At 73.3% G+C, this 12,457-nt stretch carries 9 protein-coding genes; 6 read left to right on the forward strand and 3 right to left on the reverse strand.

All coding sequences use genetic code 11. From position 1 onward, the window contains the following. The first annotated feature begins 466 nt into the window (after window positions 1–466). The 3 genes from ACODT5_RS42720 to sucD all read left to right on the forward strand — a co-directional run bounded on the left by ACODT5_RS42720 (window position 467) and on the right by sucD (window position 4,057). Entirely contained in the window at window positions 467–1,630 is a 1,164-nt protein-coding gene (locus tag ACODT5_RS42720; protein WP_422524308.1) for a VWA domain-containing protein, read from the forward strand. 321 nt (window positions 1,631–1,951) lie between these two features. Further along, the gene (gene sucC, locus ACODT5_RS42725; protein ID WP_422524309.1) at window positions 1,952–3,145 is read left to right on the forward strand and encodes an ADP-forming succinate--CoA ligase subunit beta; all 1,194 of its coding nucleotides are present in this window, start codon (window positions 1,952–1,954) and stop codon (window positions 3,143–3,145) included. A gap of 21 nt (window positions 3,146–3,166) precedes the next feature. Next, window positions 3,167–4,057 (forward strand): succinate--CoA ligase subunit alpha, encoded by an 891-nt coding sequence (gene sucD / locus ACODT5_RS42730; RefSeq protein ID WP_385375917.1) that lies wholly within the window; start codon window positions 3,167–3,169, stop codon window positions 4,055–4,057. 150 nt (window positions 4,058–4,207) lie between these two features. Here sucD and ACODT5_RS42735 read toward each other — a convergent pair whose 3' ends face one another. Further along, window positions 4,208–6,355 carry a helix-turn-helix domain-containing protein gene (locus ACODT5_RS42735; protein ID WP_422524310.1) on the reverse strand — a complete coding sequence of 716 codons (2,148 nt, stop codon included), beginning with the start codon at window positions 6,353–6,355 and terminating at the stop codon, window positions 4,208–4,210. A 119-nt stretch (window positions 6,356–6,474) separates the two neighbouring features. Here ACODT5_RS42735 and ACODT5_RS42740 point away from each other — a divergent pair, with 119 nt between their 5' ends. Further along, the gene (locus ACODT5_RS42740; RefSeq protein WP_422524311.1) at window positions 6,475–8,223 is read left to right on the forward strand and encodes a cell division protein PerM; all 1,749 of its coding nucleotides are present in this window, start codon (window positions 6,475–6,477) and stop codon (window positions 8,221–8,223) included. A gap of 22 nt (window positions 8,224–8,245) precedes the next feature. Here the strand turns inward: ACODT5_RS42740 and ACODT5_RS42745 are convergent, their stop codons facing one another. After that, window positions 8,246–8,944 carry a hypothetical protein gene (locus ACODT5_RS42745; protein ID WP_422524312.1) on the reverse strand — a complete coding sequence of 233 codons (699 nt, stop codon included), beginning with the start codon at window positions 8,942–8,944 and terminating at the stop codon, window positions 8,246–8,248. A 262-nt stretch (window positions 8,945–9,206) separates the two neighbouring features. Here ACODT5_RS42745 and purN point away from each other — a divergent pair, with 262 nt between their 5' ends. Further along, complete coding sequence (purN, locus tag ACODT5_RS42750) at window positions 9,207–9,830, forward strand: phosphoribosylglycinamide formyltransferase (RefSeq protein WP_266905318.1); 624 nt, start codon at window positions 9,207–9,209, stop codon at window positions 9,828–9,830. Between the two features lie 32 nt (window positions 9,831–9,862). Then, window positions 9,863–11,443 carry a bifunctional phosphoribosylaminoimidazolecarboxamide formyltransferase/IMP cyclohydrolase gene (gene purH / locus ACODT5_RS42755; protein ID WP_422524313.1) on the forward strand — a complete coding sequence of 527 codons (1,581 nt, stop codon included), beginning with the start codon at window positions 9,863–9,865 and terminating at the stop codon, window positions 11,441–11,443. Window positions 11,444–11,529: 86 nt separating this feature from the next. Here the strand turns inward: purH and ACODT5_RS42760 are convergent, their stop codons facing one another. Next, entirely contained in the window at window positions 11,530–12,165 is a 636-nt protein-coding gene (locus ACODT5_RS42760) for a hypothetical protein (protein WP_422524314.1), read from the reverse strand. Between the last annotated feature and the right edge of the window lie 292 nt (window positions 12,166–12,457).

Raw genomic sequence — 12,457 nt, forward strand, 5'->3', positions numbered from 1 at the left:
GTGCACGAAGTGCGCCCTGGCGGGGCTGGTATTGCCCGGAGGGCAATTCAAGCCTCGCCGGCGTTTGAGGCGCGGGGCCTGGGGCGGAGCCCCAGGGCTTTTCAGCCGTCCGGCGTTTGAGGACCGGGGTCCGGGCAGAGCCCGGGGAACGGTGGAAGGGCGGGTCGGGGACATTGCCCCGCGCAGCGGCAGAGGGTGCTGCGGGGACTTTGCCCCGCGCAGCGGCGAAGGGTGCTGCTGGGACTTCGCCCCGCGCAGCGGCAGAGGGTGCTGCGGGGACTTTGCCCCGCGCAGCGGCGAAGGGTGCTGCTGGGACTTCGCCCCGCGCAGCGGCAGAGAGAGCTGCGGGGACTTCGCCCCGCGCAGCGGTAAAGGGTGCTGCTGGGACTCGCCCCGTGCAGCGGCACCGGCCGGCGGGGGCGGTCGGTGGTGGTCGGTATCGCTTCGAGAACGGGAGGTAGGACAGATGGCTGGTGCGGAAGTGAGTGGTGGCGGCGCGGAGCGGTTGCGGCGGTGGCGGATGGTGCTCGGTGGGGGAGAGGGGGACGGGACCGGGTGCGCGCTGAGCGGGGCGGATGCCGGGATGGATGGCGCGCTCGGGGCGCTTTACGGGGCCGGCGGGAGCGGGGGGCGCAAGCGGGCCGGGGAGCGGTCGGCCGGGCTCGGGGGGTCCGCGCCCAACGTGGCGCGCTGGCTCGGGGACATCCGGACGTACTTCCCCACCTCCGTGGTGCAGGTCATGCAGCGCGACGCGATCCAGCGCCTCGGGCTGTCCGCCCTGCTGCTCGAGCCCGAGATGCTGGAGGCCGTAGAGCCGGACGTGCACCTCGTCGGCACCCTGCTCTCCCTCAACAAGGCCATGCCCGAGACCACTCGGGAGACCGCCCGCGCCGTCGTCCGCAAGGTGGTCGAGGAGTTGGAGAAGCGGCTCGCGAGCCGGACGCGGGCCACGCTGACGGGTGCGCTCGACCGGTCCGCGCGGATCAGCCGGCCGCGGCACGCGGACATCGACTGGGACCGGACCATCCGGGCGAACCTGAAGAACTACCTGCCCGAGTACCGGACCGTCGTCCCCGAGCGGCTGGTCGGGTACGGCCGCGCCGCGCGGGCGGTGAAGAAGGAGGTCGTGCTGTGCATCGACCAGTCCGGTTCGATGGCGGCCTCCGTCGTCTACGCATCCGTCTTCGGGGCGGTGCTGGCCTCGATGCGGTCGATCGCGACCCGGCTGGTCGTCTTCGACACCGCTGTCGTGGACCTGACCGACCTGCTCGACGATCCCGTCGACGTCCTCTTCGGCACCCAGCTCGGCGGCGGCACCGACATCAACCGCGCGCTCGCCTACTGCCAGTCGAAGATCACCCGTCCCGCCGACACCGTCGTCGTCCTCATCAGTGATCTCTACGAGGGCGGCATACGCGACGAGATGCTGAAGCGGGTCGCGGCGATGAAGGCGGCGGGGGTGGAGTTCGTGACGCTGCTCGCGCTGTCCGACGAGGGCGCGCCCGCCTACGACCGGGACCACGCCGCGGCCCTCGCCGCGCTCGGCGCACCGGCCTTCGCCTGCACGCCCGACCTGTTCCCGGAGGTGATGGCCGCGGCGCTGGAGAAGCGTCCCCTGCCCGTCCCGTGAGCTGTCGGTCCGCTGCGGCGCCGCCCGCGCCGGGGGCCAGTAGAGGAGCCCTCGCGGCGGTCGGCCATCGGCAGATCGCACGAAGATGCAGTTCAACCGTGAGGCGATCTGTGACAGGTATCACCGCTCAGGTGTGATCTGCGATTTAGGGACCTACGTCCCACGGGGATAACCTGCGGGACGGACATGCCGCGTCCACGGTCACCGTGTGCGCCTTCCTTGTGACAGCGCCGTCACGTTGCCCTCCGCGGCACGCCCACGCAGATAGCAGACAACCGCGAATCACTGCGAATCTTTAAAAAAGACAAGGGACGGACGCGCGTGGACCTGTTCGAGTACCAGGCGAGGGACCTCTTCGCCAAGCACGGTGTACCGGTGCTGGCCGGTGAAGTCATCGACACGCCTGAGGCAGCCCGCGAGGCCACCGAGCGCATGGGTGGCAAGTCGGTCGTCAAGGCGCAGGTGAAGGTCGGCGGCCGCGGGAAGGCCGGCGGCGTCAAGCTCGCCGCCACCCCGGACGAGGCCGTCGCCCGTGCGACGGACATCCTCGGGATGGACATCAAGGGCCACACGGTCCACAAGGTGATGATCGCCGAGACGGCTCCCGAGATTCTCGAGGAGTACTACGTTTCGTACCTCCTCGACCGCACCAACCGCACCTTCCTGGCCATGGCCTCGGTCGCGGGCGGCATGGACATCGAGCAGGTCGCCGAGGAGACCCCGGAGAAGCTCGCCAAGGTCCCGGTGAACGCCAACGAGGGCGTGACCATCGAGAAGGCCCGCGAGATCGTCGCGCTGGCGCAGTTCCCGGCCGAGGTGGCCGAGAAGGTCGCCGAGGTCCTCGTGACCCTGTGGGCGACCTTCATCGCCGAGGACGCGCTCCTCGTCGAGGTCAACCCGCTCGCGAAGGTCGCCAACGGCGACGTCATCGCGCTCGACGGCAAGGTCTCGCTCGACGAGAACGCCGAGTTCCGCCAGCCGGGTCACGAGGAGTTCGTGGACCACGCTGCCGCGAACCCGCTCGAGGCCGCCGCCAAGGCGAAGAACCTCAACTACGTGAAGCTCGACGGCGAGGTCGGCATCATCGGCAACGGCGCGGGTCTCGTCATGAGCACCCTCGACGTCGTCGCGTACGCCGGCGAGGCGTACAAGTCGGTGAATGGCGGCGGCGTCAAGCCCGCCAACTTCCTGGACATCGGCGGTGGCGCCTCCGCCGCCGTCATGGCCAACGGTCTCGAGATCATCCTCGGCGACCCGGACGTCAAGTCCGTCTTCGTCAACGTCTTCGGTGGCATCACCGCCTGTGACGAGGTCGCCAACGGCATCGTCCAGGCGCTGCAGCTGCTCGAGGACAAGGGCGAGGCGGTCACCAAGCCGCTCGTCGTCCGCCTCGACGGCAACAACGCCGAGCTGGGTCGCAAGATCCTCTCGGACGCCAACCACCCGCTGGTTCAGCGCGTGGACACCATGGACGGCGCGGCCGACAAGGCCGCCGAGCTCGCGGCTGCGAAGTAAGGGCAGAGGTCACAGACTCACATGGCTATCTTCCTCAACAAGGACAGCAAGGTCATCGTCCAGGGCATGACCGGTGCCACGGGCATGAAGCACACCAAGCTGATGCTGGCTGACGGCACCAACATCGTCGGCGGCGTGAACCCGCGCAAGGCCGGCACCACCGTCGACTTCGACGGCACCGAGGTCCCGGTCTTCGGCTCCGTCGCCGAGGCGATGGAGAAGACGGGCGCCAACGTCTCCGTCCTCTTCGTCCCGCCGGCGTTCGCCAAGTCCGCCGTGGTCGAGGCGATCGACGCCGAGATCCCGCTGGCCGTCGTCATCACCGAGGGCATCGCGGTGCACGACTCCGCCGCCTTCTGGTCGTACGCGACGTCCAAGGGCAACAAGACGCGGATCATCGGCCCGAACTGCCCGGGTCTGATCACCCCCGGCCAGTCCAACGCCGGCATCATCCCGGGCGACATCACCAAGCCCGGCCGCATCGGTCTCGTGTCCAAGTCGGGCACGCTGACCTACCAGATGATGTACGAGCTCCGTGACATCGGCTTCTCCTCCGCCGTCGGCATCGGTGGCGACCCGGTCATCGGCACCACGCACATCGACGCCCTCGAGGCGTTCGAGGCGGACCCCGACACCGACCTGATCGTCATGATCGGCGAGATCGGCGGCGACGCCGAGGAGCGCGCGGCGGACTTCATCGCGAAGAACGTCACCAAGCCGGTCGTCGGCTACGTCGCGGGCTTCACCGCCCCCGAGGGCAAGACCATGGGTCACGCCGGTGCGATCGTCTCCGGCTCTTCTGGCACCGCACAGGCCAAGAAGGAAGCCCTTGAGGCCGCGGGTGTGAAGGTCGGCAAGACGCCGACCGAGACCGCGAAGCTGGCGCGCGAGATCCTGAACGCCGCGCAGTAAGCAGCAAGCAGTAGCAGTAGCAGTTGCAGTGAGCAGCCGTCTTCGGCTGTACGTGCAGACGGGCGTGGCCCGCACCCTGTGAGGGGTGCGGGCCACGCCCGTTTCCGTACGCGGCGTACGCGGCGAACGCGACGAACGCCGGTCGTACGGTTATTCGAGGCTCGGTGAGATCCGGGACGGGCCGGCCGACGGATCGGACAGCAGCTTGTCGTGGAGCTGCCGGCCCTCGTCCGTGAGCTGCTGCGGGCCGCTGTGCGGGGGCACGCCCGACACGCTCGCGCCGGGGGCGCGCGGAGGCTCGTACTCGGTCGGAGCGGTCGCCCAGGTGTAGGCCGTCGCCACGGCGATGGCCGCCGTCACCCCGATCACCGCCCGCGTCCACAGCCGGGTCCGGTGCTCGCCGGCCACCCGTACGACGGCTGCCGCGCGCGGCTCCAGCCGGAGGGCCGGCCTCAGCGTGCCGAGCCGCTCGCGCAGCACCGCGGACTGCTTCGCGGGCGCTACGCCGTCCAGTTCGGGGAGCTGGTCGGCGAGGTCGGCGTGCGCGTTGACGAGGCGGCTGCCGGCGGTCGGCGTGGACGCCTCGGTCTCGGCGGCGGTGTCGGGGAGGTCCAGCCCGACGCCGTCGTAGAGCAGCACGGTGCGGCGGTGGGCCGGGGGCAGCGCGAGCATCGCGTCCAGCAGGACGCGGTCCGCGGGGTCGGCCGGGGGCTTGTCGGGGTGCCGGTGGGACCGCCGGAACCGGTGCCAGGGGGAGAGCGCGTACTCGTACGTCGCCGCGCGCACCCACCCGACCGGATCGGGATCGGTGGCGACCTCGGGCCAGCGCTCCCAGGCCTGCTGGAAGGCGTGCTCCACGGCCTCGCAGGCGAGGGCGTGGCGGCCGGTGAGGAGGTAGGCCTGGCGGGCCAGGGCGGGGGCGGTGCGGTCGTAGAGGGCGTCGAAGGCGGAGACCGCCGTCACCGTCGGGGCGGCCTCGCCGGGAGCGTCCCGGGGGGCGTCGTCGGGGGCGGTACGGGCCTCCTCGGCCGGGCCGCCCGCCGTGTCGGCGCCTCCCTCGGGGGCCGCTGGTCCGGCGTCCTTGCCGGCGTTCTCGCCGGCGGACGGGGAGTTCGAGGCGGAGTCCGGAGCGGATTCCGGAGCGGGGGCTTCCACGGCGGCCTTCCCCGCGGACTGCGCGGGGCCGGAGCCGGGGCCGGAGCCCGCCTCGGAGTCCGGCCCGGCCTGCGCCGGACCGGTGGCCGGCGCGGAGTCCGGCCCGGTGGTGCTCGTCCGGGTGGCGGCTTCGGAGCCCCACCCGGCGTGGTTGCCCCTGCCCGGCCCGGTGTTCGTCCCGGTGCTCGGCGCGGTGGCCTTCTCGGAGCGCGCCTCGGAGTCAGGTCCGGCGCCTGAGCCGGTGTCAGGGGCCGCGCCGGTGCCGGTGCCCGTGCTGGTGCCCGTACCGCTGCCCGGGGGCAGGGGGCCGCCGGGGCGGAGGGCTGCGAAGCCGGCTCCGCCGTGGCCGCCGCCCAGCGCGGCTGCGGTCCTGACCGTCGGCTTGGGCTCGTGCCGGGGCGTCCCGACGGGGGGCTTCGCGGCGCGCTTGACGGCGGCCTTGGGCCTGGTCTGCGCCCCGGCGGGCCGGGTGAGTCCGCGCATCACGCGCAGCCCGAACCGGCTCTCGGGGGCGTCGTCCGCTGACGCCGTGTCTGCGTCCGCCGGAGCGGCGCCGGTTGCCGACGCGGCGTGCTCCGCGTCGCTGTCGGGCGAGCTGTCGGGCGAGCTGTCGAGCGGGCTGGCGGGCGCGGCGCCCGGGGCTGACGCCGCGTCCGTGTCCGCCCCCGCGGGGCCGGTTGAGGCGGACGCGCCGACGGTGGACGCGCCGGCGTGCGCCGTGTCGGCCCGAACTGCGGCGCTGCCGTTGGCCCAGGCGGGCCGGGTGGGCGTACCGGCGGAGGCAACCCCCACCGCGCCGGTGACGGCACCGTCTTCGGGCCCGTCACCGCCCCGGTCCGGGCGCGCCGCGGCAGCGGCCCCCGCGGCGGGGCCGTCTGGGGAAGCCGAGCCGTCGCCGCGTGCGGTGGGGCCCGAGGGGGCGGATCGGGCCGACTCGTCCGCGGACAGGCGGGTCAGGAGCTTGGAGTAGGCCTCCAGCTTGCGGCCCCGGGGGTGGGTGCGGCCTGTCTCCCAGGAGCGGACCGTGTTCGAGGTGACGCCCACTGCCGCCGCGACCTCTTCGTGCGTCAGGTCGGCCGCTTCGCGCAGGCGTCGGCGTTCCTTCGGGGTGGGGAGGCCCAGCTCCGTGACGCTTTGTGTCATGCCACACTCCCCGCGACCCGGACGCCCTGAGCGAAAAAGTACATAAACGTATCTTGAGCGACACCACGGTCATTCGCCTGTTACCCGCCCATAGCGCGTGTCGTTGGCACCATGGCGGTGTGACCCAAGTGACCGAACGCGGGACCTCGTTGCCCATGCCCCCCAGGGCCCCCGCACGGCGCCGTTCACCGGCGGCCGCCGCGTGTGTCGTGGGTGGCGCCGTCGCCGCAGTACTGGGGCTCGGCTTCCTCGCCGTGCTCGTCATCGTGCTGTGGATCAGCTCCCCCTACCCCGACAGCGGCCCCGGCGGTGCCCTGCACCTCGCCGCGGGCCTCTGGCTGCTCGCCCACGGGACCGAGCTAGTCCGCTACGAGACGCTCTCCGGGGTGCCGGCCCCCGTCGGCCTGACCCCGTTGCTGCTCGTGGCCCTGCCGGCGCTGCTCATCCGGCGCGCCGCCCGGCTCGGCAGCGCCGCGCAGGAGGACCGGGGCGCGGAGCCGCTGCCCGCGGGCGTGGTGTTCTCCGCCGTGCTCTGCGGCTACCTCGGGGTCGGCGCCCTGGCCGTCGTGTACGCCGCCGCCGGGCCGATGCCCGCCGACCCGCTCAGCGCGGCCCGGCACCTCCCGATCGTCGCCGCCCTCGCCGCCGCCGGCGGGGTCTGGGAGGCCCGGGGGAGGCCGCTCGGGCAGCTGCCCGGCCGGCTCACCCGGCCTCGCTACGCCCTCGCGCTGCGGGCCGGCGCCGGCGGGGTGCTGGTGCTCCTCGGCGGCGGAGCCCTGCTGGTCGGGGCCTCGCTGGCCTGGCACGGGGCGCAGGTGCAGGGCTCCTTCGCGACGCTGACCGGGGACTGGTCGGGCCGCTTCGCGGTGCTGCTGCTCGCCCTCGTGCTGATCCCGAACGCCGTCGTCTGGGGCGCCGCCTACGCGCTGGGCCCCGGCTTCGCGCTGGGCACCGGAGCCGCCGCGACCCCGCTCGGCTTCGGCGCCTCGCCCGCGCTGCCGGGCTTCCCGCTGCTCGCGGCGCTGCCTCCGGAAGGCCCCGGCACGCCGCTGACCTGGGCCGTCGGCGCGGTGCCGGTGGTGGCCGGGCTGGCGGTGGGCTGGTTCGCGGTACGCCGGGCGCGCGACGTCTCGTACGGGGAGACCGCGCTCACGGCGGCGCTGGGCTCCCTGGTGTGCGCGCTGGCGACCGCCGCCCTCGCCGCGGCTTCGGCGGGGCCGCTCGGTTCCCGGGAGCTGGCCGCCTTCGGCCCCGTGTGGTGGCAGACGGGTGCGGCGGCCCTGGGCTGGACCCTGGTCCTCGCGGTTCCGCTGGCCGTCACGGTGCACGCCTGGCGGAACCGGCCCGCGCAGGGCGACCTGGAAGGCGCCGAGGACGGCTGGCACGACAGCGGCGTCCGCGAGGTCCGCTGGGCGGCCCTGCGCCGGGCGGCGGGCACCTTGATCCCGGACTTCTCCAGCACCCCGGCCGAGGGCGACGGGCCGTCCCCGGCCCGGGTCCCGGAGGAAGCGCCCCGGCCGGTGTCCGCACCGCCGAAGCGTCCGGTACTGGTCATGCCCGGCCTCAAGCTGGACCTGACCCCGATCCCGCTCCCCGCGCTGCCCGCGGAGCCGCCACCGGCGATCGCGGGGGCAACCGCGCCCGCGCCGGTACCCGCGCCCCAGCCCGGGGCCCTGGTGGCAGCAGGATCGTCCCTTCCGGCGCCCCCGGCCCCGCTCGTCCCGCCGGTGACCGGAGCCCGCGTACTGACCCGCCGGAAGCCGGAACCTGGACCGGCAGCGGGACCGGAACCGGGACCTGAACCGGGACCGGAAAAGGACCCGGGGCAGGCCGGACGGCCCGAGCCGGAGGCCGCCCGGATCGACTAGCCACCGCCGGACTGCCGCCGGACTACCGCTGGACCTCGAGCATCTTGCCGATGAAGTTGTCGGGCAGCAGGTCGTTGCACTGCAGCTCGGCCGGCTTGGTGAGGGCGTCCTGCTTGCAGACGTAGAAGTCCTTGTACGTGAGCTGCACCGCGTACGAGGACAGCGCCAGCAGGATCGCCAGCGAAGCCGTCACCAGGCCGCTCGCCGCCGCCGTCCGCTGGGGCCGGGCGGCGGCGCCCATCGCCGCCAGTCCGCCCCGGGCCGCCCCGGGAGCCGCACCGGCACCCGCATCCGCAGCGGCGTCCCTGCCCGTCCCCGTACCCACGTCCGCCGCCGAGGCGCCCGTGCCGCGCGAGCCGCGCGAGCCGCCCTGCGCGCCGTCCCCGGACGGCTTCGGCGGGACCCCGCGCAGCGCGCTGATGCCCCAGTACAGGGCGAGCGCGCCCAGCAGCAACCCCATCGAGGGGATGCCGAAGACCCCGAAGAAGAAGCCCCACATGCCGGCCAGCAGGGCGTACCGGGCCCGCCGCTGGATCGGGTCCGTGGGGTCCCAGCGCGCCGGTCCCGACCCGGGGTCCGCGCCCGGTCCCGACCCGGGGTTCTGCTTGTCGCCGCCGTCACTGCCGGCGCGCGGCTCCCAGAGCTGGTCGGGCCGGCCTTCCGGGGGCGCCGCGAAGGGGTTGTCGTCGGTGGGGCGGTCGGGCTGGGGGCGGTCCGGCATCGGGTGTGTTTCATCCCCTGTGTCGTGGACGCCGCTGCGACGTCCGAGGCCTGTTTACGGCGTGTACGCCAGACGCTACCGCCCACCCGTCCCCCCGTCCCTCGGGGGCCGTCCGGTGTGCCGGTATCGTTGCAGGCGGTCGGTGGCTTCGTATGGTCCCCCGTATACCGGGGACCCGAAGTTTCATGCGATCGCACAAGACGAACGACGCGCCCCTGGTTCACGCCGGGAGGCGCCCCCGCTCGACGAGAAAGGGCCTCCCATGGCCGCCTCCCGCCTGGTCGTGCTGGTCTCCGGATCCGGCACCAACCTCCAGGCCCTGCTCGACGCCATCGACGCCCATCCCGGCGGACCCGAGGGCTTCGGCGCCGAAGTCGTCGCCGTGGGAGCCGACCGCGAGAACATCGCCGGCCTGGAGCGCGCCGAGAAGGCCGGGATCCCCACCTTCGTGTGCCCGGTCAAGGCGTACGCGAGCCGTGCGGAATGGGACGCCGCCCTGACCGCGGCCACCGACGCGCACGCGCCGGACCTGGTGGTCTCGGCGGGGTTCATGAAGATCGTCGGGCCCGAGTTCATCGGCCGCTTCGGCGGCCGGTTCGTCAACACGCACCCCGCCCTCCTCCCGGCGTTCCCGGGCGCCCACGGCGTACGGGACGCCCTCGCCTACGGCGCGAAGGTCACCGGCTGCACCGTCCACTTCGTGGACGCGGGCGTGGACACCGGTCCGATCATCGCCCAGGGTGTGGTCGAGGTCAGGGACGAAGAGGACGAAGCCGCTCTCCATGAGCGGATCAAGGAAGTCGAGCGCGAGCTGCTCGTCGACGTCGTGGGGCGCCTGGCCCGGCACGGCTACCGCATCGAGGGACGAAAGGTAACAATCCAGTGACCGCCGCAGAGGCCGCAGGGACCGTAGAGACCGTGACCGCAGAGGGCGAGGACCGCGCCGCGTCGAAGCGCCCGATCCGGCGCGCGCTCATCAGCGTCTACGACAAGACGGGCCTGGAAGAGCTGGCCCGCGGTCTGCACGAGGCGGGTGTCGCGCTCGTCTCGACCGGCTCCACCGCCTCGAAGATCGCCGCCGCCGGGGTGCCCGTCACCAAGGTCGAGGAGCTGACCGGCTTCCCCGAGTGCCTGGACGGCCGGGTCAAGACCCTGCACCCGCGCGTGCACGCCGGCATCCTCGCCGACCTGCGCCTGGAGGACCACCGCAACCAGCTCGCCGAGCTGGGCGTCGAGCCCTTCGACCTGGTGATCGTCAACCTCTACCCCTTCCTCGCGACCGTCCAGTCGGGCGCGACCCCGGACGAGTGCGTGGAGCAGATCGACATCGGCGGCCCCTCGATGGTCCGCGCCGCAGCCAAGAACCACCCCTCGGTGGCCGTGGTCACCAGCCCGGCGCGCTACGACGCCGTGCTCGCCGCGGCCCAGGGCGGCGGTTTCGACCTCACCGCCCGCAAGCGGCTCGCGGCCGAGGCCTTCCAGCACACCGCCGCGTACGACGTGGCCGTGGCCTCCTGGTTCACGAACGCGTACGCCCCGGAGCCGGAGGCCGTACTGCCCGAGTTCCTGGCCGGCGCCTGGGAGCGCAAGTCCACCCTCCGCTACGGCGAGAACCCGCACCAGGCGGCCGCGCTGTACACGGACGGGCAGCCGGGCGGGCTCGCCAACGCCGAGCAGCTGCACGGCAAGGAGATGTCCTACAACAACTACGTGGACACCGACGCGGCCCGCCGCGCCGCCTACGACCACGAAGAGCCCTGCGTCGCGATCATCAAGCACGCCAACCCGTGCGGCATCGCGGTCGGCAAGGACGGCGCCGAGGCCCACCGCAAGGCGCACGCCTGCGACACGGCCTCCGCCTTCGGCGGCGTCATCGCCGTCAACCGCCCGGTGAGCGTCGAGCTCGCCGAGCAGGTCGCGGAGATCTTCACCGAGGTCATCGTGGCCCCCGACTTCGAGCCGGGCGCCGTCGAGGTCCTCGCCAAGAAGAAGAACATCCGCGTCCTGAAGGTGGCGGGCACCCCGCACCAGCCGGCCGAGCTCAAGCCGATCTCCGGCGGCGTGCTGCTCCAGCAGAGCGACCTCGTCCAGGCCGAGGGCGACGACCCGGCCAACTGGACACTGGCCACCGGCGAGGCCCTCTCCGCCGACGAGCTCGCCGACCTCGCCTTCGCGTGGAAGGCCTGCCGCGCCGTGAAGTCCAACGCGATCCTCCTCGCCAAGGACGGCGCCTCGGTCGGCGTCGGCATGGGCCAGGTCAACCGCGTCGACTCCGCGAAGCTGGCCGTCGAGCGGGCGGGCGCCGAGCGCGCGCAGGGCTCGTACGCCGCCTCCGACGCCTTCTTCCCCTTCGCGGACGGCCTGGAGATCCTGACGGCGGCCGGCATCAAGGCCGTGGTCCAGCCGGGCGGTTCGATGCGCGACGAGCTGGTGATCGAGGCCGCGAAGGCGGCGGGCGTGACGATGTACCTCACGGGGACCCGTCACTTCTTCCACTGACCCGGACCCGTCACCCCGTAGGCATACGGCGAAGGCCGCGACCCGCAACAGTGCGGGTCGCGGCCTTCGCTGTGCACGGAGCCGTCTCAGTACTGCGGGCGGCGGAAGTACTCGCCCGCGGCCGAGTTGGCCAGGCCGAAGAGGATCCACAGGCCCAGGCCGAGCGAGATCAGGGCCGGGATCAACGCGAGCAGCAGGGGGGCGCCGCCGGCCTCGTGCAGGCCGTTGAGCGTCACGATGTTGATGATCAGGCTGGCGGCGGCGAAGAAGGTCTGGAGCGAGCCGTAGATGATGCCGGAGACCCGGACGCCGCCGCGGCCCTTGCCCAGCTTGGCGGCGGTCAGGATCGGCCACAGCGAGAACCCGACGACGACGAGGCCGATGACGACGGCGAACCCGCCCGCGAGGGTCCCCGCCTCGCTGGAGCTGGAGCTGGAATCGGAGAGCGCCGAGGCGAACAGCGCGCCACCGACGCCGATGAACAGGCCGAGCAGGGCCTGGAACCCGCCGAGGATGAACAGGATGACGCGGGCCCCCTTGACGCCACCCGGCATCGGCATCGGCGAGCCCGGGTAGCCGGGGACGCCCGGGTAGGCCTGCTGCGGGTAGGCGTAGCCGCCCTGGGCCGGGATGCCCTGGGGGGCCTGCGGGGGGTAGCCGTAGGCGGGCTGGCCGCCCTGCGGCTGCTGCGCGTACGGGTTGTTCGGGTCGCCGAAGCTCATCTGGGGTGTTCCTCCGTGGAAGTGCGGGGACGCACGGCACGCGCGGAGGAGTCGCTGCAAGTCGTGCGGCCCGCCCCCCGGCACTGCTCGCGGCACTACTGATCCCCGCATCGTGGTCCGGCCGGACCGGGCTTGTCCAGCCGGGACACCGTCCGCCCGGCACTTGTTGTGCAAGTGCAACGAAGCCGGAACGAAGCGATGACAGGTCGTGCGGGGCGGCGACCGGGCCCGCGATCGGATCCGCGATCGGATCCGCGATCGGACCCGCGACCGGATCCGCGACTGGATCCGC

It is taken from the genome of Streptomyces tatrensis (assembly GCF_049310065.1).
In the GTDB taxonomy this organism is placed as follows: Bacteria; Actinomycetota; Actinomycetes; order Streptomycetales; family Streptomycetaceae; genus Streptomyces.

Coding starts and splice junctions, on each gene's coding strand:
- sucD (WP_385375917.1), top strand. CDS start 3,167: ATGGCTATCTTCCTCAACAAGGACAGCAAGGTCATCGTCCAGGGCATG.
- ACODT5_RS42760 (WP_422524314.1), bottom strand. CDS start 12,165: ATGAGCTTCGGCGACCCGAACAACCCGTACGCGCAGCAGCCGCAGGGC.
- ACODT5_RS42735 (WP_422524310.1), bottom strand. CDS start 6,355: ATGACACAAAGCGTCACGGAGCTGGGCCTCCCCACCCCGAAGGAACGC.
- ACODT5_RS42720 (WP_422524308.1), top strand. CDS start 467: ATGGCTGGTGCGGAAGTGAGTGGTGGCGGCGCGGAGCGGTTGCGGCGG.
- ACODT5_RS42745 (WP_422524312.1), bottom strand. CDS start 8,944: ATGCCGGACCGCCCCCAGCCCGACCGCCCCACCGACGACAACCCCTTC.
- purN (WP_266905318.1), top strand. CDS start 9,207: ATGGCCGCCTCCCGCCTGGTCGTGCTGGTCTCCGGATCCGGCACCAAC.